Below are 22,140 nucleotides of genomic sequence, written 5' to 3' on the forward strand. Positions count from 1 at the left end.
CATCACCTTCCGGTAGTCGTTGTTTCATTGCCGCATAGGAGCAGCAAGCTGTTCATATCCTGCCAGGTATCCACGTCCATCAGGTCTTCCTCGCGATCCGCCCGCAGGAAGGCGCCGTTAAATCTGGGATCCTGCAGCAATGACCTCGCTCCCGTATCCCCCTCCAGATGCTTCAGGCAAGGGAACATCGAGGCGCCAAGCAGGACGGGAGGAAGAGGACGGCCGCCTCGGCGATAAGCCACAAAATCCAAATGCGGGGCGCTCTCCAGCCCATCCGCCAGCGCCAGGAGCATTTCCGTTGTGACAAGCGGCATATCCGCCAGCAGCATCAGCACAGCTCTGGGCTCATAACGAGCCGCCTCCGCGAAGCCCGCCCTGATGGAGTACGCCATGCCGAGCTCGGCCTGAGCAGCCATCGCGCGGATGACCGCAACGCCTTGAGCGGCCGTCGCTTCCGCCAGCCAGGGAGGCTCGTCGCCCGGCTTGGTCACGACGATGATGGGACCCATCCCGGCTTGGAGCGCGCTTCGGAGCGCAAGTCCCCCAAGCCTTCCCTTGCCGGGCACCTCAGCCGATAGCTTGGGATAACCCATGCGCCGGCTGCTCCCCGCTCCCAAATAAATGACTGCGATCCCGTTCCGCTTCATCTCGATCCCCTCCGCGTCTGGCTTGTATCAACTGCGCCACAATGCTAATGGCAATTTCGAAAGGACCGTCCGCCCCGATCGGCATACCGACGGGACAGGTAACAGCAGCAGGCTTCACCAAGTCGCCCAGCAGCCGGCTCTTCCTGGCAGCGGAGCCCATGACCCCGATATATCGGGGCTTCGAGGGGGCAACCAGCTCAAGAAACTGGCGATCCCGCTGAAGCTGATGGCTCATGACCACCACATAATCGCCAGAGGCGGGTCTCAGCCTTGGAACGGTTTCCTGAGGGAATCCCGTTACCAGCTTCGCGCCAGGGAAGCGCTCCTCTCGGCACAGCGCTTCGCGGAAATCGGTGATTGTAACAGAGAAGCCCGCCTGCTGCGCGAGCTGGCTGAGAGGTATCGCATCATCGCCGGCGCCGAACAAGAGCAGCCTCGGCTTGGGCTCCAGTCGAAGCTGCCAGGTATCCTTCCTGCAGAGCGCTTCCGCCGCCTCCCTCGCATAGAGGATGGAATAGGAGGCGGGAAGCCCCGCTTCGTCCAGCTCCCGGAGCAGCCATACAGGATAGCCGGCGTCCAGGCTTGCACCTGCCTGTCGCAGCGCTGTCCGCAGAGCGCCTTTCACCGGCTCCAGCAGCACCTCCATTCGTCCGCCGCAGCCGATCTGCTCGCCCCAGGAGAGATCCTCCTCCGGCCTCATATCGTATGCAACCAGGCGAGGAAGCCCCTCCTGCAGCACGCCTTGCGCGTGTGCCATGAGATCAGCCTCCAGGCAGCCGGGACTGAGCGTCCCGCTCCTTCCGCCATCCGACTTCAGCAGCATCATCGCTCCGGCCTTCCGATAGGCATGGCCATCCACCTGGGTAATGGTTGCCAGAACTCGCTCATCCCGCCGGAGGGCTTCTCTTATCAGATCCGCATCCTCCATGAGTCTCAGCCTCCTTCGTTCAATCTCCGCAGCAGCCGTTCAATCGAGCGGTCCGACTCCTTCAGCACCGTTCCTTTGTCCACCGTCAGCAGCAGCTTATTCCGCATGACCAGCTCGCCGTCAATCAGCACCGTATCCACGTCGCTGTAGCCGGCGGAGTAGACCACTCGGGAGTAAGGATCCGCCTCGAACGACGGGTAGGCGTGAAATTCGTCCAGCTCCAGCAGGATGAGATCCGCCTTCTTGCCCGGCTCGATACTGCCAATCTCGCGCTCCATGCCGAGCACCTCCGCTCCGCCCATTGTTGCCATTCGCAGCACGGTCTTCGCGTCCATCGCGGTTGGTCCGTGCAGCGTCTTCTGAATGAGCGCGGTCATTCTCATCTCCGAGAACATGTCGAGCGTATTGTTGCAAGGCGCTCCGTCTGAGCCGATCCCGACGGCCACTTGCTTGCGAAGCAGATCAGGCACCTCCGCGATGCCCGAGGAGAGCTTCAGATTGGAGCCCGGACAATGTGTAACCTTGACGCCTCTGGCGCGAATAACCTCCTTCTCCTCCTCGTTCAGCCACACGCAGTGAGCGAGAATAAGATCCGGCGTCGCAAGCCCGAGATGATCCAGATAGAGAACGTTGCGTTTCCCCCTCTCCCGCTCCACAAGCGCAATTTCCCCTCGGTTCTCCGAAGCGTGGGTATGCACCTTCACGTTGTATTGCCTGGACAAATCCCTGACGCCGATGAGCAGCTCCTCCGTACAGGAGACCACGAACCGAGGGCAGAAGGTATATTGAATGCGCCCGTTCGCCTTGCCGTGCCAGCGCTCCAGCAGATCGACGCTTGCCTGCAGGGACACCTCCGTGCTTTCATTCAGCCTGGCCGGAACATCTCCGCCGTGATCCATCATCACCTTGCCCGAAAATGCCCGAATTCCGCTTTCTTCAATAGCTCGGAAAGCCGAATCGGTGTGGTGGACGGTCTCCATGTCGAGAATCGTTGTGGTCCCGCTGCGAATCAGCTCTCCGATGCCAAGCATCGCAGAATAATAGACGGACTCCTCGTCGTGCGCCGCCTCAAGCGGCCAGATGCGATTTCGGAGCCAGTCGAGCAGCTCGAGATCGTCCGCGCGGCCGCGGAACAGCGTCTGGCAAAGATGGATATGGGTCTGGATAAAGCCAGGCAGCAGCGTCTTCCCCGCCGCGTCTATCGTGCGGTCTGCAACGGCCTCGATCTGCTCCGCGACCTCAATAATGCGGTCACCGTCGATCAAGACATCACCCTTCAACACCCTCTCCTGGCTGTCCATCGTTATCATTTGCGCGTTTTTGATCAGCGTGGTCGCCATGCTGCACACTCCTTCGATTAGCTGCCCCTGTACGTGCTGTAAGCGCCCGGCGCGATAAGGAGCGGAATATGATAATGCTGCTCGGCATCAGACACCTGGAAGGCGACGGGAACAACGTCCCAGATGGAGGGCGGCGATTGCTCGCGGCTTCGGAAATAATCCCCGACATGAAACCGGATTTCGTAACGCCCCGCTTCCAACAAATCGCCCTCCAGCAAGGGCCGGTCCAGCCTTCCGTCCGCGTTTGTCACGGCAGAGGACAGGAGCCTTGCACCTCCATCCGCCTCCTCGCGGTACAGCCGCAGCGCGAGTCCCTTCGCCGTCTGCCCCAGCGCCGTGTCGAGCACGTGTGTTGTTATTTTCCCCATAGCCCCTCCTCCTCAGCTGGCAGCGGAATCCGGAGCCATATGCTCCAGACGGAAGGAGGCGATCTTGCAAACCTCCAGCAGCGCTCTCTCCCTCTCCTCCTGCGCGGTATTCATCATCCGGCGCTGCATGGAATCGGCAATCATATCCGCCGTCAAGCCCTTCACCGCGATAATGAATGGGAAGCCGAAGCGCTCCCGGTAAGCAGCGTTCAGCTGACCGAATATATAAGCCTCGTCACGCTCCAGCCGGTCAAGCCCCGCTCCTCTTTGCTCCTCTGTGGATTCTGCTGTCATGCGCACCTTCGCGCCAAGCTCCGGATGAGCACGGAGCAGCTCCAGCTGCATCGCCTCATCCGCCTCCATCACGATCGCGGACATGCGGGCCAGAAGCTCCTCTCTGCTGCGGAATGGACGGCTGTGCCACGCACGCTCCGCTACCCAGGGCGAGCTTTCGAATAAAGAGCCGTATTGCGCGACATAAGCCGCAAGATCCCAATCGTTAGACATTCCAATAAGTTGATCCATGCTGATTCCCCCTATGTTTATTGCAATTAGCAATCAAATCGTCGATATAAAAGTGCGGAGCGCCATTCGCGCGAGAGAATTTCTGCTTGCCTCACCATTCCGCCAGTCGCTTCCTCAGCTCCAGCAAGCCCTGTCTTCCAGCATTTCCGCTGCTCTCGCCCGAACGCCATTGATCCCGCAGCCGGAGGAACGGAAGCTCGCTGTCTCGCCGATTATGGAGCTTAGCCAGCGCTCTCTCGTTGTAAGCGACCACGGTCAGCGATAATGACGGGAGCGGCGCACCCACGACAGCGTCCAGATGCCAGCCTTCTGACAGAATCGGGATATCCCCGAACGTCTCCGCGCAATCCGCCACGAGCAGAACGTCAAGCTCCTGGCAGATGCTGCCTGTTGCCTCCATGAAGGCGCTGCCCTGTGCTGGAGGCTCGCTGTGCGACACAATAAGAACGGATGGGCGCCGACGCCGAAGCTCCGCCTCAAGCTCCTTAAGATCGATGACCGGCTCGCCCTCCCGATCCAGCACCATGGGATCGGCTCCGCAGGCTTCGCATATAGCGGCAAAGCCTCTGCCCCGTGGTCCATAGACAGGAACAAGCACCGTCTCGGTGGGACGAATCAGACTGACGAGGAGCGCCTCCATCACCTCAGAATCGCTGCCTGACACGGGATGAGACCACCCGGAGCGCCGATGGAACAGTCGATTCAAATGACCTTCAATCACATCTTCCAGTGATTCGCCCGCAGCCTTGCCGGTCCATTCCTCATTTAAACGCTTCATGGCAGCTCCCTCCCGCGATCGCCCTATCGCTCAGCCGTGTTACAATACCTCACGTAATAAATGGAATTGAAACTATCATATGATGACAAGATTGTTTTGTCATTGTACATAATATATAGAATTCAAAGGGGAGTTCGTGCAGAACAACTAATTTTTTTTAGAAAACGACTTCCCCTTTCCCCTTATTTCCGCTATATTAATGTTAGGTAATCTAACATATAAAGAGGTGACCTCATATGCTGATGAAAGACTTGCTTCAAATTCCCGTGCTTCAGAACGCGCGTATTGCTGCAGGCGCGGAGGGCTTGAGCCGCAGTGTGAATACGGTCAATATGATGGATGCGCCGGATATTATCCATTACCTGAAGCCCAATGAATTGCTGCTCACGACGGCATTCGCCATGAAGGATCAGCCGGAGACCCTCCATTCACTGGTGGCCCAGATGGCTGAGGCGGGCTGCGCGGGATTGGCGATCAAAACCAAACGATTTCTGGAGGAGATTCCGCAATCCGTTATCGAGGCGGCGAACAGGCTGCAGTTCCCCTTGCTGGAGCTGTCACTCGACTATTCGCTGGGCGAGGTGCTGAACGGTGCCTTGAGCAGCATTCTGCAGAATAAAACAAATGAGCTGAGCTATGCGCTCGATACGCATCACACCTTTTTCAACCTCATACTGAATGGCGAAGGACTGTCCGAGATTGTCGATAAGCTGTCGCAGCTGATCGCATGCCCGATCGTCATCCTGAGCGCCAAGCTGGAGCTGCTCAGCTTGTCTTCGACCCATCGTCCCAGCATTCAGCTATTGAATAGATGGATAGCCGAGCATGCGGCAAGCAAGCTTGCGATGGAGGCAGGATCTTACCCCATTCAAGGGGGCCAATCCGCCGCGGGCCACAAGCATGTGCGGCTGCAGCCTATTCCGACACCGCAGAGACCGGGGTATATATTGGCTTTTATGAACGAAGAGAACATTCGAACGCATCATGCGCTCGCGCTGGAGCAAGCCGCCAACGTGCTGGGCTTCGAGCTGCTGAAGGCGCAAGCGGTTAAGGACCGGGCGCGGCGGTTCAAGATTGAATTTTTTACGGAGCTGGTGCAGGGGGAATTGACCTCGGAGCAGGAGATTATACATCGCGGCAAGCAGCATGGATTGTTCTCCGCCGATTCTATGTTATGTGTAGTATGCGGAAGGGATGGAGACGAGCAAGCGGCGGAAGCGGAGCAGGATCAAGGTACAATGGAGAGACGGGCCAGGGAAACGGATCATTTGTACCATGCGTTGACCAAGGAATTCGCCAAGCTGGGCGCGCCGTTCGTCATGTTTACGCTGAAGGATAAATTCATTACCCTCCTGTCCGCCAAGGAGCTGCTGGGCTCCTCGCCGGAAGGAAAGCTGCGCATGTCGCAGCAGCTGATGGCGATATCGGAGAAGATGGCTGCGTCGGAGGAGATCGGCTTGTCGTTCGGCATCGGCAGCCCGTTCAGCAAGCTGGTCGATATCCCAATCGCTTACAAGCAGGCGATGGAGGCGTACAGACTGGGACGGGGCCACAGCAAGCAGCGGTTTGTGCAATATTACCATACCAAGGAATTCGCCGACTTGCTGCGCCTCATACCGCCGGATGACCTGCAGGAGTTTCTGCAGGAGACATTCGAGACATGGAGCGGCATCGACGAAAGCGAGCAGCGGGAATGGCGGCGGACGCTGCGGGTTTTTTACGATAATCACTGCCATATCGGAGAAACGGCCAAGGGCTTATACCTTCACCGCAACACCGTGCTGTACCGGCTGAATCGGATCGAGCAGCTGACGGGCGTACAGGTGCGGAACCCAGCCGACAGCCTGCGCATGCGAATTGCCTTGATGATCAAGGACCTCGTCAGCTAGCCGGGTCTTGTCCGAGCCAGGCATCAAGGCCGCGCTTCATAGCGGAGACCAGGCTGCGCTTCTCATCGCCGGATAGGAATGCCGCGTTCGCTCCATTCATGGCCAGCTTGGCAAGCTCGGCATCCCCAAATCCCAGTTTGTCTCGGACGATCGCGTACTCTCTCGTAATCGTTGTGTTGGAAACCGTGAGATTGTCGGTGTTGACCGTAACGGGGATGCCGAGATCGAAATAAGCTCGGAGCGGATAGTCATCCCAGGAGGCGACCGTTCCCGTCTGCAGGTTGCTGGCGGGACACAGCTCCAGCGGAATGCCAGCGCGACGAATCAACTCCACAACATCGGACTCCTCCCTCATGCGCACGCCATGACCGATTCGCACGGCGCCCAGCGCTTCCACCGCCGAACGAACACTGCCCGCACCTGCCGCTTCTCCGGCATGGATGGTGACGGGCAAACCTCTCTCGCGCGCCATATTGAACACATCCCGGTACAGCTCAGGCGGATAGGCCGCCTCCGCTCCGGCAAGATCAACCGCCACTATGCCTTTGCCAAGAAAATGCGCCGCTTCGCGCACTACCTCACGATTCTGCTCCTCGGAATGTCCACGCAAGCAAATTGCGATGCATCTCGCGATCACGCCATAGTCTCGTTCGCCTTGCCGCAGGCCATCCAGCACGGCCCTAATCGCCCCCTCCACGCTCAGCCCAAGCAGCCGATGAAGCTGCGGCGCGAATCGAACCTCGATATAGCGGCAGCCTTGTTCCGACGCTTGCGCCACAACCTCGTAAGCGGTTCTTGTCAATGCCGGAGCTGTATGCAGAAATTGTCCAACAAATTGAAATTTTTTCAAATATTCGATCAAGCTCCCGCACACGTCCTCTACCCTCATATAGGGCGACAGCAGCTCCGGCTCCCATACGGGAAGCTTATAGCCGCCCTCCTTCGCGAGCGCGATGACCGTCTCCGGCAGTACGCTTCCATCCAGATGGACATGGAGATCCACCTTAGGCATCGCCAGCAGCCTATCCTCCATATGAAGACCTCCTCATTGGTTTTTAAACTCTACTATATACCGTTACCTTAGATTATGTAAATATTGCTGACATCTTGCGCGGCGCCAGATGAAAACAGGAGCAAGACGATGCTCGTCTGCTCCTGTAACCCTTGCTTATTCACCCTCTACAATGTCGCCCGTCCACGCAAGCATGCCGCCCGCAACGTTCGTTACCTCAAAGCCCTGCAGGCTCAAAAATTCGCAAACCCTGCCGCTTCTTCCGCCGCTTCGGCATATGAATACAACATCGCCTTCCACATCATGCACCTCATGCGCGCGCGCTTGGAACTGCGACAAAGGAATCAATCTCGCTTCCTTGATGTGCCCCTCTATCCACTCATCCTGCTCCCGCACATCAATTACATTCAATTTGACGCCTTGCTCCAGCTGCTCCTGCAGCTCAGCCGCTGTAATCTCCCGAAACATACCATCAACATCCTTCCTGCTTGTTCATCTATCCGTTAGCATTGTATCGCGACAGAAAGCGAATGTCTATTCCATACCGTCAAAGCTTGTTTTTGTTCTTCGCAGCCAGCAGACGATTAATGGTTCCGGATTGAGAGGAGACTTGAGCTGAATCATCCCCTTGAGGATGGCCGCCCCCGCCCGAGGGGGCAGCCGGTCGAGGCTCCGACCCATTGCTCGCATGCCGCCCCGGCTGAATGTCTTGCATCCGCGAAGGCTCAGATTTCGAGCGGATCGACGAGCTAAGCTCACTGCCAGTTTGGCGCTGGTCGGAGTCTGGCTGCACCGGAGTCGAACGGCTAGAGCCGTAGAACTGGCTTCGCTCCTGAGACCGCTGCCTCAATCTGCCGATTGCACGCTCTTGCGGGACGGCCTGCCCGCTGGCATGCCGGCTGCGTCGCAGCAAGGCCGCCAGTCGTCCCCAAGGCAGAGACAGGCGCCGCAAAGCGATATCCAGCAGCCAGAGAAGCAGCGCAGCCATAAGCAGCTCGCGGAACAAGGGGTAGGGTACCCTCAGCTCGATGGGCTGGAATTGAAAACTTTGCTCAGGCGCTCCAATATCCAGCACTCTGCCGCCGGTTATTTGGGCAAGCCTCTCCAGCAAAGCCGATCCATCCTCGCCGCCGATTCGATATTCGGGCGAATAGGGAACGACGTACCCTGCCGTCATGCCTCCGTCAATGGAAGGCTCTTCACCCGTCACAGTCCCAATCTGGGTCAAATATACACCAGGCTCTATCGCGTCCAGCTTCGCCTCGTATTGTCCAGGCGCCACAGGCAGCAATCGCCGCACGGACGAATCGCCGTCCTCCCCGTGAATCATCGCGGCAAGTCCATTGCCCGACACGCTGTCACCGCCGGTCTCCTCCACCACCAGCTTGCCCTCTCCTCCGTCAATGGTTGTATATAAACGATACGGCGAGCTGTCGAATTGAGGAAAGGTCCATTTCACCCATTCCGTGACCACCTTGGGGAATTGCTCCCATTGTACCCAGCCGGGCGCCCATTTGCCCTCAGCGTCGCTTGTCCAAGCTACCGAACGGCCGGCGCCGTACGTCCATCTGGCCAGCAGCGGATCGTCCTCTGGCGACCACAGCGCAACCTCGGCCATCTCCTTTGCGGTGGTGGCCACATAAGCTTGAACCTTCGGCACGCCGCCGTTCCATAGCGGGCCCCACACGCCCGCATCGCTTATACCAGGGGTGAATGCTCCCTCCACGATATAGGTGCGCGACATCATGACGGTCTCGCGGCTGAAGATGGCTGGGAGCGTGCTTTGATCCCTGGTGAAATAATACCGGCCCTTGCCGTCGTTTGCCAGCCTCTTAAGAAGGACCGTATCCGCTCCATCGCCGACTGCCACGGTTGATAATGTCATTTTATTGTCCGTCATGGCGCTTGTGATCTTGCCATAATTCATGGAGGTGGAAGACTGTCCGTCGGTCAAAAGAATCATATGCTTGCGCTCCGCCTCCATATCCAGCAGACCTCTATAACCCTCATCCAGGGCGGAATAAATTTCCGTGCCGCCCTCCGCTTGAATGCTTTGGATGAGCTGCAGCACTTCTTCCCTATTGGACAAGGGTGTTGGCTCGACGACCCACCAAGGCACGGAGTCGAAGGCGACGACACCCACCGTATCCACGTCGCGCAGCAGCTCTACCGTTCTCATGGCTGCCTCCTTCGCCAGCTCCAGCTTGCCATCGTCCATGCTGCCTGAGCGGTCGATGACAAGCACAAGGCCAAGTGAAGGCATTTGCTTCCTTCCCTGCAGATCCATGTAGACAGGAAGCGCGCGTTCAACGGGCGTCTGGAAGTAGCCGCCGAGCCCATAGCTGTCCTCGCCGCCCAGCATGACCAGCCCCACGCCGTAATCTCCGGTCGCTCGGGCCAGCCATTCCATCGGCAGCTCAGCAATGCGGGTGGCCGGCACATTATGAAGCACAATACTGTCATAAGCCGCATAGGACGCCAGCTCTACGGATAGCTGCTCCGGCTGGATGGTATCATAGCCGATAAGCGATGCGGACAATGCCTCCTCTATATTGGCTGAGGAGCCCTGCACGCCTTCCACAATCAGCACCTTTGGAGGTCCGCTGACTCTGCTGAACGCATGGGCGGCGTTATTCTGGGGCTGCCCGTCTCCATCCAGGAATACCTCTGCACGAAACCGATGAAAGCCCGGCTCAAGGGCAACATTGCGCAAGGAAAAACGATTGTCGCCCTTCTCCAGCATCACCTCCGTAACCGCAAGCTCCTGATCATCCTCGTACAAACGCAGCTCGGCCGCCCCTGCAGCCGTGCTGCGCAGCACGATTTCAAAGCTGTAGGTCTCCCCTTGCTTCAGCACGCTTGGCACATGCAGCTCTTCAATCGAGGCGTCGCGGGCAAGCTCCAGCGAAAGCGGAACCACGTCAATGGGGATTCCCCCATCGCGAAGCAGCCGCGCTTGCCTCAAAGCGTCGCCTGCATTCTCTTCACCGTCAGAGAGCAGCACAATACGTCCGCCTCCACTCTCCCGCAGCATCGCGGAGGCAAGCTGAAGCCCATGCGCCAGATTGGTATGAGAGCGGGACAGCTCCGATCGGAACGTATAAGCCGTCTCATTCGACAGGTAGCCCTCGGACAGGGGCCGGTCGACAATGGCATGCGAGCCGGTCGATACGATGCCCGCGACATCCTCAACCAACTTGCCCGACCATGCCTCTGCAAGCCACTCGCTCTGAGCCTCTTCGCCTTGCATACTGGCGGATCGATCTATGACAAATACCACATTCCGCTGCTCCTGCAGGCGATAAGGCGTCAAGCCGGCCGCAACGGCTATTAGCAGCAGGATAATGATTGCGCGAGTCCCGATGACTCCCGCCTTCCGTATACCGGTTAATCTTGGCGTATGTCGAATCATCCACCAAATCGCCGCCGCCCATAACGGAAGCAGCAGCAGCCACCAAGCCGATTCAGCCTGAATACCCACGGCGATACACCTCCCATTCCAGAGCCATGACGGCAAGCGTCGCAAGCGCTAGCCACAGCAGCAACGGCTGCTGACTGAATGCGGATCGGTCGTCCTGGCGTTCAGCTTCAGCCTGGTCCACAGATGCGCCGCCTTCTTCGTCAGCCTTCGAGCCATACTGGAGGCTCAGGTTATGCTCGTCCTCTGTCTCCGGCATCCATTCCGCATAGTCCGGCACAACGGACAAGTAGCGCTCTTCTACGACCTCCCCCTTCTCGTCAAGCTCCTTCAGGGCGTACAAGCCGGGCACAGTCGGAGCCTCCTGCACCCCCTCGCCCATTACAAGATCAGGCAGCGGCACAGGACGCTCTCCAGGGGCTCCATCACCCTGCGGAAGTCGCTCAACCAGCGTCCACTCTGCTCGTTCCGTTGCTGAGCGGAAGGCAAGCTCCAGCGGCTGCCCCGCCTGAACGGCTCCAAGCTGGCCTGTCGTCCCGCCGCGGAGCCACTCAACGGACTGGACGATCAACACGGGAAATTCAGGACGCAGCGGCAGGTCCGAATCCTGCAGCTTGAACGTATAGCGCAGCTTCGGCATGCCCTTATCCGTTCCGGCATAAATCGCCGGCACGCCCCCGTATGTCAGAATGGGAGCTCCCCACACGACCTCGTCCGGGGTCGGGACGTTCATTCTGCCGATATACGTATCCAGCAGCGAAATATAGGACACGACGGGATGCTCGGCCGCTTCTGCGGCGGAATGCTTCGGCACAGCCGTATTCTCCGCCCCTGTCTGTGGATGGTCAATTAACCATAGAGGCTTATCCTCCAGCAGCTCCCTCCAGTCCCCGTCTCCCATGAGAAGCTCATAAGCGCCGTCCACAACGATGGCGTCGAAAGTCTCTGATGCCTCCTCAGACGGAGCAGGGGCGTTCGGGGCCATTTTGACCGGCTGCACACCGGCTAGCTGCAATGCTTTTTCCAGAAATAAGTTGCCCTCCGTAACGAGCAGCAGCTTGCTGGCTTGGCTCCCTGCAGGAAAGGCATATGCGATATTGTCGACAGGAACGCTGTCAACAGAGGGCATCAGCTGCGCTCTGTAATAAGGAGCCAGAGGCAGCCCATCTGCGCTCACGCTTCTCCATTCCCCTGGCGGTACGGACACCTCCAGCTCCCGCACGAGCTCCATGCCCTGATCCAGACGGGCGGCGGATAACCGGAGCTGGAAAGCCATCTCCGTCTCACCATTGTTCTGAACCGTGACGGAGGCCTGCTGATATTCGCCGTTCGCAGGATCAGACCGCACACCCATCTGGATGATGGCGCCGCTTGGCTGCCTCTCTTCGCCGCCCGACACGAAGACGTCGACAGGGGTACTTAGCCGAAGCTCGTTTGCTTCCTTTGCGTCCAGCCACCGGCCATCTGTGAATAGTACCATGATCCCCCCCTGTTCGCCTTGGAGCAGGGAATCCCCCAAGGACAAGGCCGCAGCATTGTCCGTTCTCCCGTAATAAGGCGACAGCTCATCAAGCCTCGCCAGCAAAGCCGCGCGATCACTGTGGTCTCCGTCCAGCTCCTCCGGCTCCGCTCCGGAGGCGATCAGGGTGATCTCCCGATTCGCTGGCTGCTCCCCGATCCACCCCTTGGCTGCTTCGATGGCGTCCTGGAAGCGAGTCTGCGGATGGGTCCCGCCTCCAGCATCCATGAGCTCCGCCATACTGCCGGAACGGTCGATCACGAGAACAGCATGGCCTCTCGTGCTGTCAGCTCTCCATATCGCAGGCTCCATAAGCGCCGCAACAATCAGCAGCGCAGCCAGAAGCTGCAGCAATAGGAGCAGACGCCCCCTCAGCCTCTGCCACGGCTTATTCGCCTCCTGCTCCCGAAGGAGCCTCCGCCACAGCAGATGGCTGGCCACCTCGGTCTCCGGATAGCTCCTCTTCAACATATACATCATCGCAATTAGCGGCAGCGCCAAGGCAAACCAAGCGGATGCCGCGGATAGAAATTGCAAGGTCTCGCCTCCTCCAAGCTTAACTGCGCTGCTGGATCGTTAACGCCTTAGCCCGCCCGGTATCGCAAGCAGAAGCTGCAGCGCCTCCGACATGGTCAGTCCTGTATCTACAAACGCGTAAGCGGCGCCCAGCTCAGCACACCGTCTCCTCAGCAGCTCCTGATAAGCGGCGACGGAGGCGCGGTATTCCTTCAGCAGCCCGTCGGAAATCGCCACCTCCTTGCCGCTTCCAAGCTCGCTGTCCACCAGCTTCAGCTCGCCGGACAAGCTGGGACGCAGCTCCTCGGGCGACAGCAGCTGAACCAGCACAAGCTGCTGGCCTGCTGAAGCCAACGACATCAACGTCTCTTCAATGCCCTCTTCGAACAAGGCGTCCGTGAACAACCAGGTCACGCCTGCTCGGCGCGGCAGAGCGCCGGCGGAACGGAATGGCCGGGCAAGATTGGAGGCTGGGGCCAGCGCCCCTTCACCTGACTTATCGTCCATGCCGACGGCACCCTTGGCCGTGGTGGATACATGCGCAAGATGCGTATACAGCTTCGGAAAGGCTGCCCTGCCTCTCAGGATAGGAGAAGCAACGCCCATTGATTGATCGTCGAAGGTGCGCAGGGTTACCCGATCATCCCCCGCAAGCGCGGCATAACCAACCAACGCAGCCAGACGCAGCGCATATAGCAGCTTGCTGCACGGCGCCCCGCCTTCAAAATCCATAGAGCGTGAAGTGTCAATATAAAGATGGGCGTGAAGCTCCTGCTCATCCCAATATTGCCGAATATAGGCCCGGCCCGTTCGGCCATATACGCTCCAATCGATTCGCCGGGTGTCATCGCCCGGCACGTACGGCCGGTAGTCGGCGAACTCCTGGGAGCCGCCGAGCGCCGCAGAACGGCGTTTGCCCGCCATCGTGCCGCGGATGCGGCTGCCTCCCGCAAGGCGTAACCGCTCTGCCAGCGTCAAAGCAGCCTGGTCGGGAAAAAGCAGCTTGAGCGCAGCTTCTCCCGACAAGGCTTGAGTTGCAGTTGCAGCCCTCTCATTCATCGTGAAGCCTCTATCGCTGTAATCATACTTTCCGTTAGCGTATCCGTCGTCAGCCCCATAGCTTGTGCTTCGTAGGTCAATACGATTCTATGGCGCAGGACGGGCGGCGCCGCCGATCGAAGATCGTTCCAGGACACATGCAGCCTGCCGCTGCTCAGCGCGCGCACCTTGGCGATGGAGACCAGCGCCTGCACCGCGCGCGGGCCGGCGCCGAACCGCGCGTATCGCTTCACTTCCTCTGTCGCGTCCCCTTCACCGGGATGGGTCATCATCACAAGCTTAACCGCCAAATCGAGCATGTCATCCGATATAAGGATCTCCTTCGCCATTCGCTGAATGCCAATAAGCTCCTCGCCTGTCATTGCGATGACGGCCCGCGGCTGCTCAACCGAGGTTGTACGCCGCACAATTTCCTTCAGTTCCTCGCGTGTGGGATAGTCCACTCCAATCTTTAGCAGAAACCGGTCCAGCTGCGCCTCAGGCAGCGGGTACGTCCCTTCCTGCTCGATCGGATTTTGGGTAGCCAGCACAAAAAATGGCTTCGAAAGCGCATAGGTTTCGCCGCCTGCTGTCACCGTGCCCTCTTGCATCGCTTCCAGCAATGCGCTTTGCGTCTTGGGAGTTGCTCGGTTGATCTCGTCCGCAAGCACCAGATTGCCGAAGATCGGCCCATGCTGGAACCGCTGCGACGCGGCTCCCTGCGCGCCGAATTCCATGAGATTGGTACCCGTAATATCCGACGGCATCAGGTCAGGCGTGAACTGAATCCGCGAAAATTGAAGCGCTACCGTGTCGGCCACAGTGCGGACCAGCATCGTCTTGCCGAGGCCCGGAATCCCTTCCAGCAGCGCATGCCCGCCCGCAAGCAAGCACCAGAGCAGCTGCTCAACCACCGTTTCCTGTCCTACTATGACCTTGGCGATCTCGCCCTTCAGCCTCGTGATTCTCGCCGCCGTCTCTTCCAGCTGCTCCTTCGATTCAATCATGCTTGTCCTCCTGTCATCCGATCATTGGTTCTATTGGTTCATGCCCCTTGGCGGGGTTGTCTACTGGTATACATATAAGCTCCATTCGCATACTCATAAGGCTATGCTCGGCTAGCAATTCGGCTAGCAATTATCCCCGTCAAGCGGACGCTCGACTGTTCGCTCCATGCTGAGATGTTAAATGCTCAGATTACTTATGAGGTGATACTTGAATCGCAAGTACCCCATCCGCGAATCGCCCCTTTACACTGACCGCAAATCTCCCCATTACATTAGACGCTCGACTGTTCGCCCCACGATGAGATGTTAACTACCCAAATTACTTATGTGGTGATACTTGACCAGCTAATCTCCCCATCTGTCCAGATTACTTATGTGGTGATACTTGACCAGCTAATCTCCCCATCCGCAAATCTCGCCAATACAACAGACGCTCGACTGTTCGCTCCATGCTGAGATGCTAACTGCATAACATACAGTTATTTTCTGTTAAAGCGCCTTCTGATCGTAACTAACTGCAGAACGTACATGTAAATGAATAGGTTTGGGCTATATGAGGATTTTGTTGCCAATTTAGATGTACGTTTTGCAGGTAATTTCCTTAAAAAGCTCATGTTGGTCGAAATTAAATGTATGTTTTGCAGGTAATGCCCTATGCACTTGCTTTGCATCGCTTCTGGTCCACCCATAAAGCAGCGTAAAATAGAATTGTAGAGCTGTGGTAGAGCAGTGCTAGTGTAATGCTAGGGCAGCGCTAGTGCAATGCTATAGCAGCACTGGGGCAATGCTATAGTAGCACTAGGGCAGCAATAGAGCAGATGCAAAACAACGGTAGAATAGTCGTTTCGCAGTGTTAGGATATGACTAGAGCCGTTCTAGGAAAGTGGTAAGATCCGGTATGAGAGAAGTCAGGTAAGGAGATTGGTAATAAAGAAACAGAAGTCACAATCACCGTACAAGGCCGCTTTAATCAGCGATTGGGCTGAATTTCGTCAAAATATTGCTTGACCTTGTCCTGCATGCTGGACGGCAGCTGAGAGCGGCCAAGCGACCGCTTCGCTTCGGCGGCATATTCACTGTAAACCTCCTCGTACGGTCGCGTACCCCCGTCAATCATCGGTGATTGCCCGCCGGATTCTATTCGGCCGCCAGTCGATGGACCGCCGTCTTGGTATGACTCTCCTTCACCCTCGTGGATCCGCGGCGTCGTCACAAGCGTTCGGCTGCCGCTGCCAGTCCCAGCACCGTTGCCACCCGAGCCCGAGCCGTTGCCAACGCCTGCTCCAGACCCCGAGCCGCTGCCACTGCCTGACCCAGACCCGGTGCCAGATCCGTTGCCTGACCCCGAGCCACTGCCCGATCCAGACCCCGTGCCACTTCCGCCGCCTGATCCTGACCCAGACCCAGTGCCGGAGTCACCCTCATCGGGAGAGCTGCCCTCTGCTCCGAACCCCGAGTCGCCGCTCCCTCCTGCACCTGAGCTGCCGGAGCTGCCCGCGGACGAGCCGCTGCTTGCGCCGGACCCCGACGCAGCGCCGCCCCCAGCCGCTGCCGCCCACGAAGGCGGCGCGGTGCCCCCCTGCGCGGCCAGCCGCTCCGCGAGCGCGCCGCCGCCAGCGGCAAGCTGGCCCGCCATTGCCCGGGCCAGCTGCTCCAGCTCGCCCGCCGACAATGCGCGGGCGAGCGCCTCCTCCAGCGCGGCGAGGGCATCGCCGCCGCTGTCGTCCTCCGGGGCGGCTTCGCCTTCCGCCGCCCCGTCACCTTCGGCGGCGCGAGCCTGCTGCGCCGCCGCTACCAGCGCCGCCGCAAGCTCCTCGGCGGCGCCTTGATCGAGCGGCAGCGAAGCTGCTAGCCGCTCGAGCGCTTCCGCCAGCGCTTCGCGCTCCGCTGGCGACAGCTCTTTCAGGCGCGATCGCAGCTCGTCGATCGCGCTGGAGACGCTGGCGGCGGCGCGGTCGCGCAGCGCGGCGCCGAGCTGCTCCAGATTCGGCTGCCGCTCCATCGCGGCGCCCGCCTCATCCAATCGTTCCGCCGCCATCTTCGCCTCGGCGGCGTTCTGCTCCAGCTCGCGCATCGCTTCCGCCAGCTCGTCCAGCGACTCCGCGAGGTCCGCGTCGCCGCTCGCAAGCTCCTGACGCAGCTCCTCCAGCGGCTTCAGCAGCTCCTCCTTCGCTTTCTCCGGCAGGTTCATCGACTCCACCTCGCGTTCCATACGCTCCGCTTCCTCGATAAGCCCCTCCACAGCGGAGCGAGCTTCGGCCTGCGCCTGCGCCTTCTCCGCCATGGGATTGGGCACCAGCAGCAGCGCAACGATCATCGCCCATAACCCCGCCATGCCAAGCAACCAAACGCGATGCTTCCGCCAAGAGGGACCAGGCAGCTTCTCCCGAAGCGCCGCAACATAACGTTCCCCAAGAGCTAACGCATCCTGCCGCTGCAGGCGAATAATAGCAGGCTCCGCTTCGCTTGCCCTGTAGCGCGCCATGCCGTCAAGCGCCGTTACCATAGCGTCCTCCGTGGAGGTTTTATCCATCTCCTTGGCAGCATCCGCTGTCGACGCTCGTTTCCACAGTCCGTACCCTAACCCCGCCGCGGCGCCGAGCAGCACCAGCGAAGCAAAATACGGCGCCACATGCAGAATCGGCCACAGCCTGGCCGCTCCAAGCAGAAGCGCTCCCGCAGCGCTGCCAGCTCCCAAGCCCAACGCCGCCGTTCTAACTATGCGCAGCAGCCGCAGCCTGCGGCGAACCACATACAGCTGACGGAGCAACGATTCACGCGCCATACGGGGCGCCTCCTTTCTGTCATGCCTATTATTTGCGGCTATTCAGCCGCGGGCGGAGCTTGCGGATCGACACCCAGATGGCGGCTGCCGACAGCACCGTGTAGATGATCATAAATTCCAGCCATATAGGCATCGGGGCTCCCTTGGCCGACGGACCGCCGCGCCAGCCCTGGAACAGCTCATCCGAAATAGTGGGGTCCAGAATGCTGTATAGGGCAGCGATTGGATTCCAGGTAATAATATGACCGATCCAGCGATAGGAATCCGCATTGGCTGCCGTGACTGGGCTTGAGCCCTGCAGGTAGTTCTCCACTACACTCATCGTGACGAAATACAGAATGCCCGTACCCACGAATATAAACAGTGTAACGCCGTAAGTGGATATGACGGAGATCATCGTCCGCTTCAGCACCGTCGAGAAAAAAATGCCGAACGAGCCTAACATCGCCATCATAAACAAATAAAACAAAAAGACAAGCACTAGCTGCTTGGGCGACACGCCGCCGTACAGAAATACCATACTGTACACCGGAATCGTGCTTGTCACGATCAGAATCATAAAGCTGAGGGAGGATATCAGCTTGCTGATAATAATCGTGAAGGAGCTTTGCTGCGTCGTCAGCAGCAAATTAAGCGTCTGCTTCTCTCGTTCGCCGCTAATGACGCCAGCTGTCAGCCCCGGCGCCATAAATGCGACCAAGCCCAGCTGCGCCATCGACAGGAAGTAGAACAGCATGCGGCTTTCCTCCGGATTGTAGGACGCGCCCCTTCCCGTCATCCCCAGGGTCAAATAGATTGCGGCGAATGCCAGCAGCCCGATTGCAATCAGATAAAAAAACAACGTCCACATCGCTCTTGGTGTTCTCAGCCGCAGCCGGATCTCTTTGTCCAGCACCGGATTTATAAGCTTGGAGCGCCAGTTCACGCCACCCCTTGCCGTCTCTCCCGCTTTCATTCGCCAACGCCTCCGCCCTTCGTAATCTCCAGAAACACATCCTCCAGGTTCGTATGCGCTTCGCTGAACGATACGACGCGGAAGCCCGCAGCCATCAAATCGGCAAGCAGCTCCGCCTGCTCCTCGTCATGCCCGCCGAAGTGAAGCTGAAAGCCTCGTTCGTCGCGCAGCAGACGCCCTACATGGGGACGATCGCGCAGGAACTGCTCTCCCTCGTCGAGCCGGTCCATCAATCGAATATGCAGAAACCGCTTGACGCGAAGCCGATTCTGAATTTCGGTCACATTGCCGACCGCGACCATCCGTCCATGCTCAATCACGCCAATCTCATCCACCATCTCCGCAAGCTCGGGTAGAATATGGGACGATATGATGATCGTTTTGCCCATAGCCTTAAGCTCCTTCAATATTTCGCGCATCTCAATTCTCGCGCGCGGGTCCAGCCCGGAAGCCGGTTCGTCCAGAATGAGCAGATCAGGATCATGAACAAGGCAGCGCGCCAGGCATAGCCTCTGCTTCATGCCCCTCGATAGAGAATCGACATAAGCGTCCCGCTTGTCGCTTAGATTCACAAGCTCCAGCAGCTGAGGAATAAGCGCGTCCCGCTCCGCTCGCGGAATACCGTAGCTGGCCCCGTAGAAGTGCAAATATTCAAGGGTCTTGAATTGATCATAAACACCAAAGAAATCGGGCATGTAGCCAATCCGCTTCCGCACCTCATGGGGATAACGCGTCACGTCGAAGCCGTCTACCTTGGCGTAGCCCGCGCTTGGAGCCAGCAGCGTAGACAGAATCGACATCGTCGTCGATTTGCCGGCTCCGTTCGGGCCAACAAAGCCGAATACGGTGCCTCTGCGAATCGTCAGATCAATGCCGCTTAAGGCGTGGAAGCTTCCAAACGATTTGGCAAGCCCCCGAATTTCGATCATCGGCGTCTCCACTTCTCGCTCTTCTATTATCGTCATGGCACTAGCTCCTCCCCTTCCAGTGAAATATAAGGAAACATCGTTTGTCCATCCATAGAGGAGACCAGCTTCATTCGAATGATCCCGCTATCTGTCATATATTCGTTCGGAGAATCCGTCGCTCCGCCAAGCGGCACCCATTCTTCAGTCGCTGCCCGCCAAATGCTCCACTGCATGCCCATATTGCCCACATTCATGTTCATCTGCAAATCGAGCTTATCATAGGCCACATTCTCAAAGTCAGGGGCGGCGTATTCCAGAACCAGCTCCCCGGGGGATACTTGGATAACGCCGTTACCATAGCTTTCCATGTGAGCCATTGTGCTGGACATCACGATCGGCTGCATCGCGCTCGCCGGGACGTTCACACGACCGCCTGTCCTCTCTATCGTATCCAGCCGCTTCACCCACATTGTCAGCCGATCCGACTTGACTGCCCGGCCGTCCACGTCATACAAGCTGGTGTTGTCCGTGCTGTAGGCAACCACTGAAGGATTCATTGGGAACAGTCCGCTATTACCGTCGTTGAAATAATTGTCCGTCATCTGCCGCTCCCGCTCATGGACATTATGGCCGTATGAGCCGGAATAAGGGAATATCATATGACCGTAAGAAAAATAATGGCCAGGCTGGGGGTTGCTTGTGAGACTCGGCATCGCAACAGAGCCGCTTTCGCCCTGCTTCAAAGCTCCAATGGCGTGAATCGTCCCGTCCGCAATCAGCGTGACATGGGTTAAATCGGTTTTCGTATCATTGGTTACAACAAGCTTTCTTGCCCCGCTGTCCCCCTCATAAGCGATGGCGATGCTGCCCGTCTCGGCCGGGTCCGCTACTCTGCGGTCCATCCACAGCTTCCTGGTTGACCAGTACGGCACCTCCCGCCAGACCGCTTGCAGACCGCTCCCGTCATCATGGAATTGGTATTCACCATTCATATTCGGCGAACCCGCATTCCCTGTCATCACATTGGCATTATGGCGAAGGGGCAGCTTCTGTTCGAAATCGGCCGTGACGGTTCCCCCATTGGGACTAAATATCGCCGTTGCACCAGAGATAATCGCTTGTCCGTCGGATGCCACCTCTACGATCTCAATCGTATGGACAGCCGAGCTTCGTTTGTCGCCGGCGCCAATGACAAATACAAGGACGCCCATCAGCACTGAGAGCGACGGAATCATCCACCAGCCCCATTCTCTGCGGTCCAGCTTCGCCAGCACAATGTACAGAAGAGGCGCTACAAGGAGCACATACATCGCGAACATGCCAAGCAGCAGGCCAAATGCAGGAGGCTTAATGGAAGGGAATAGGTCGATTAGGTGACTTAGCGACCACATCAGATTATTGTTATATGTAGGACTTGGCAAAAAAACGCCGGTCATCCCTTGCATATTGGACAAATTGTGATGAAGCAGCTTTGACCATAATGGGGCGCTTCCCTTCCATGTTGCCAACGGCTCTAAAGAAGGGTCGAAGGCCGCGTACACCACCGTGCCGAACCCGTAATCACGCTTAGCGGCAACAATCACAGCCTCCTCGCGAAGCACCGCCTTGGCCCCTTCTGTCAGCTGGCCGGAAGACAAGGTTAGGGGTGAAGACAGGACAAGCGGTTCGCCGCTGCTGCCAGCCAGCGATTCGGCCGTCTCGATTGTTGTTGTACCAGAGGCTTGTAGAGGCGCGATATCCGTAAACGCCGCCGCTGTCTTGCTGTAGCCGGCACCCCCGGACAGCACCAGCGTCCCGCCACGGGCAACCCATTCCTTAATCGCTTGCACGACGTCGCCGCTCCACTCTTGGGTCGATATATCGTTAATGACAAGCGTATCGAGCGCATCCAGCATCACTGTCTCCTCCGGCAGCTCCATCGGCTGCATCGGAAGCACGGTAATGTCATATCCCTTCAAGTTAAGCGTCGGCATAAAATTCATCGTATCGGGATCTCGCGACAAGACGCCAATGGCATAACCGCTTAGCCTCGAGCCAGTGAAGGCTGTTGCCCCATCTAGCTGAATCGATTTGCCACCCTTATGGGAGCCCTCGTAGAAGCGGAGCTTGTTGTTCGATGTGTTCAACGAATTGCCCGGCAAGCCGATCGTGAAGTCCACAGGCGTACCGGACGGCAAATCCACCTGAACCACATAGTCGCTGGTGCTTCCATCAGGGTTGGCAACCGACAATACGGCTTCACCCGACAAGTCTCTGCCCGTCCCGTTTGTCATCGTCAGACGCAAAGGATACCATTTCGTCTCTTTGTAGGAACCGTTTAATCCGACCTTCCCCTGAACGGCAATTCCAGTCTCATCGGCCGCAGCCGATGGCTGCGGCATGATGCCGGCCAGCAGCATCACAGCGGCTATGGCCAGCGTTATATGCGCAAGCCGTCCCTTCAACCTTGCATTCACCTGCTCAACCTCATTTCATTCAAATTTCGACTATCTCTACTATAACGGAAG

The 22,140-nt window shown here is 58.2% G+C and carries 17 protein-coding genes; 1 reads left to right on the forward strand and 16 read right to left on the reverse strand.

What is annotated here, in order from left to right:
• Positions 1 to 2: 2 nt before the first annotated feature.
• The 6 genes from AB1S56_RS13395 to AB1S56_RS13420 form a co-directional block, all read right to left on the reverse strand.
• Entirely contained in the window at positions 3 to 647 is a 645-nt protein-coding gene (locus AB1S56_RS13395; protein ID WP_340868799.1) for a nucleotidyltransferase family protein, read from the reverse strand.
• Positions 568 to 1,575: an XdhC family protein gene (locus AB1S56_RS13400; protein WP_340868797.1), complete on the reverse strand. Its 1,008-nt coding sequence runs from the start codon at positions 1,573 to 1,575 to the stop codon at positions 568 to 570. Before AB1S56_RS13400 ends, AB1S56_RS13395 begins: the two co-directional genes overlap by 80 nt.
• 5 nt (positions 1,576 to 1,580) lie before the next feature.
• Positions 1,581 to 2,915 (reverse strand): 5'-deoxyadenosine deaminase, encoded by a 1,335-nt coding sequence (locus tag AB1S56_RS13405; protein WP_340868795.1) that lies wholly within the window; start codon positions 2,913 to 2,915, stop codon positions 1,581 to 1,583.
• Between the two features lie 17 nt (positions 2,916 to 2,932).
• Positions 2,933 to 3,283, reverse strand: a complete 351-nt coding sequence (gene uraH / locus AB1S56_RS13410) for a hydroxyisourate hydrolase (RefSeq protein ID WP_340868794.1) — start codon at positions 3,281 to 3,283, stop codon at positions 2,933 to 2,935.
• Positions 3,284 to 3,295: 12 nt separating this feature from the next.
• The gene (uraD, locus tag AB1S56_RS13415; RefSeq protein ID WP_340868793.1) at positions 3,296 to 3,808 is read right to left on the reverse strand and encodes a 2-oxo-4-hydroxy-4-carboxy-5-ureidoimidazoline decarboxylase; all 513 of its coding nucleotides are present in this window, start codon (positions 3,806 to 3,808) and stop codon (positions 3,296 to 3,298) included.
• A 91-nt stretch (positions 3,809 to 3,899) separates the two neighbouring features.
• Positions 3,900 to 4,586: a hypothetical protein gene (locus AB1S56_RS13420; protein WP_340868792.1), complete on the reverse strand. Its 687-nt coding sequence runs from the start codon at positions 4,584 to 4,586 to the stop codon at positions 3,900 to 3,902.
• Between the two features lie 236 nt (positions 4,587 to 4,822).
• On the opposite strand from AB1S56_RS13420, the gene AB1S56_RS13425 reads away from it, so the two are divergent.
• Positions 4,823 to 6,475, forward strand: a complete 1,653-nt coding sequence (locus AB1S56_RS13425; protein ID WP_340868790.1) for a PucR family transcriptional regulator ligand-binding domain-containing protein — start codon at positions 4,823 to 4,825, stop codon at positions 6,473 to 6,475.
• Here the strand turns inward: AB1S56_RS13425 and add are convergent.
• The 10 genes from add to AB1S56_RS13475 all read right to left on the reverse strand — a co-directional run bounded on the left by add (position 6,468) and on the right by AB1S56_RS13475 (position 22,089).
• Positions 6,468 to 7,508 carry an adenosine deaminase gene (gene add / locus AB1S56_RS13430; protein ID WP_340868789.1) on the reverse strand — a complete coding sequence of 347 codons (1,041 nt, stop codon included), beginning with the start codon at positions 7,506 to 7,508 and terminating at the stop codon, positions 6,468 to 6,470. The genes AB1S56_RS13425 and add overlap by 8 nt on opposite strands.
• A 135-nt stretch (positions 7,509 to 7,643) precedes the next feature.
• On the reverse strand, positions 7,644 to 7,955 hold the full coding sequence (locus tag AB1S56_RS13435) for a rhodanese-like domain-containing protein (protein WP_340868787.1): 312 nt from the start codon (positions 7,953 to 7,955) through the stop codon (positions 7,644 to 7,646).
• Positions 7,956 to 8,034: 79 nt separating this feature from the next.
• Positions 8,035 to 10,968 (reverse strand): VWA domain-containing protein, encoded by a 2,934-nt coding sequence (locus AB1S56_RS13440; protein WP_340868785.1) that lies wholly within the window; start codon positions 10,966 to 10,968, stop codon positions 8,035 to 8,037.
• Positions 10,952 to 12,961, reverse strand: coding sequence for a VWA domain-containing protein (locus tag AB1S56_RS13445; RefSeq protein ID WP_340868782.1), 2,010 nt, complete (start codon positions 12,959 to 12,961; stop codon positions 10,952 to 10,954). Before AB1S56_RS13445 ends, AB1S56_RS13440 begins: the two co-directional genes overlap by 17 nt.
• Positions 12,962 to 13,000: 39 nt before the next feature.
• Complete coding sequence (locus AB1S56_RS13450) at positions 13,001 to 13,999, reverse strand: DUF58 domain-containing protein (RefSeq protein ID WP_340868780.1); 999 nt, start codon at positions 13,997 to 13,999, stop codon at positions 13,001 to 13,003.
• A complete protein-coding gene (locus tag AB1S56_RS13455) occupies positions 13,996 to 14,985 on the reverse strand; it encodes an AAA family ATPase (RefSeq protein ID WP_340868778.1) in 990 nt (329 codons plus the stop codon). The genes AB1S56_RS13450 and AB1S56_RS13455 overlap by 4 nt, the downstream gene beginning before the upstream one ends.
• Before the next feature lie 970 nt (positions 14,986 to 15,955).
• Positions 15,956 to 17,770 (reverse strand): hypothetical protein, encoded by a 1,815-nt coding sequence (locus AB1S56_RS13460; RefSeq protein WP_340868777.1) that lies wholly within the window; start codon positions 17,768 to 17,770, stop codon positions 15,956 to 15,958.
• Positions 17,771 to 17,798: 28 nt separating this feature from the next.
• The gene (locus AB1S56_RS13465; RefSeq protein ID WP_340868775.1) at positions 17,799 to 18,725 is read right to left on the reverse strand and encodes an ABC transporter permease; all 927 of its coding nucleotides are present in this window, start codon (positions 18,723 to 18,725) and stop codon (positions 17,799 to 17,801) included.
• A complete protein-coding gene (locus AB1S56_RS13470; RefSeq protein ID WP_340868901.1) occupies positions 18,722 to 19,654 on the reverse strand; it encodes an ABC transporter ATP-binding protein in 933 nt (310 codons plus the stop codon). The genes AB1S56_RS13465 and AB1S56_RS13470 overlap by 4 nt, the downstream gene beginning before the upstream one ends.
• 32 nt (positions 19,655 to 19,686) lie before the next feature.
• Positions 19,687 to 22,089, reverse strand: coding sequence for a hypothetical protein (locus AB1S56_RS13475; protein ID WP_340868773.1), 2,403 nt, complete (start codon positions 22,087 to 22,089; stop codon positions 19,687 to 19,689).
• Positions 22,090 to 22,140: the final 51 nt, after the last annotated feature.

This window comes from Paenibacillus sp. PL2-23, assembly GCF_040834005.1.
In the GTDB taxonomy this organism is placed as follows: Bacteria; Bacillota; Bacilli; order Paenibacillales; family Paenibacillaceae; genus Pristimantibacillus.

What these genes read in the sequence shown, in the direction of transcription:
- AB1S56_RS13470 (WP_340868901.1), bottom strand. Translation starts at nt 19,654, where the DNA reads ATGATCGAAATTCGGGGGCTTGCCAAATCGTTTGGAAGCTTCCACGCC.
- AB1S56_RS13395 (WP_340868799.1), bottom strand. Translation starts at nt 647, where the DNA reads ATGAAGCGGAACGGGATCGCAGTCATTTATTTGGGAGCGGGGAGCAGC.
- AB1S56_RS13455 (WP_340868778.1), bottom strand. Translation starts at nt 14,985, where the DNA reads ATGATTGAATCGAAGGAGCAGCTGGAAGAGACGGCGGCGAGAATCACG.
- AB1S56_RS13405 (WP_340868795.1), bottom strand. Translation starts at nt 2,915, where the DNA reads ATGGCGACCACGCTGATCAAAAACGCGCAAATGATAACGATGGACAGC.
- add (WP_340868789.1), bottom strand. Translation starts at nt 7,508, where the DNA reads ATGGAGGATAGGCTGCTGGCGATGCCTAAGGTGGATCTCCATGTCCAT.
- AB1S56_RS13450 (WP_340868780.1), bottom strand. Translation starts at nt 13,999, where the DNA reads ATGAATGAGAGGGCTGCAACTGCAACTCAAGCCTTGTCGGGAGAAGCT.
- AB1S56_RS13465 (WP_340868775.1), bottom strand. Translation starts at nt 18,725, where the DNA reads ATGAAAGCGGGAGAGACGGCAAGGGGTGGCGTGAACTGGCGCTCCAAG.
- uraH (WP_340868794.1), bottom strand. Translation starts at nt 3,283, where the DNA reads ATGGGGAAAATAACAACACACGTGCTCGACACGGCGCTGGGGCAGACG.
- AB1S56_RS13425 (WP_340868790.1), top strand. Translation starts at nt 4,823, where the DNA reads ATGCTGATGAAAGACTTGCTTCAAATTCCCGTGCTTCAGAACGCGCGT.
- uraD (WP_340868793.1), bottom strand. Translation starts at nt 3,808, where the DNA reads ATGGATCAACTTATTGGAATGTCTAACGATTGGGATCTTGCGGCTTAT.
- AB1S56_RS13400 (WP_340868797.1), bottom strand. Translation starts at nt 1,575, where the DNA reads ATGGAGGATGCGGATCTGATAAGAGAAGCCCTCCGGCGGGATGAGCGA.
- AB1S56_RS13420 (WP_340868792.1), bottom strand. Translation starts at nt 4,586, where the DNA reads ATGAAGCGTTTAAATGAGGAATGGACCGGCAAGGCTGCGGGCGAATCA.
- AB1S56_RS13435 (WP_340868787.1), bottom strand. Translation starts at nt 7,955, where the DNA reads ATGTTTCGGGAGATTACAGCGGCTGAGCTGCAGGAGCAGCTGGAGCAA.
- AB1S56_RS13460 (WP_340868777.1), bottom strand. Translation starts at nt 17,770, where the DNA reads ATGGCGCGTGAATCGTTGCTCCGTCAGCTGTATGTGGTTCGCCGCAGG.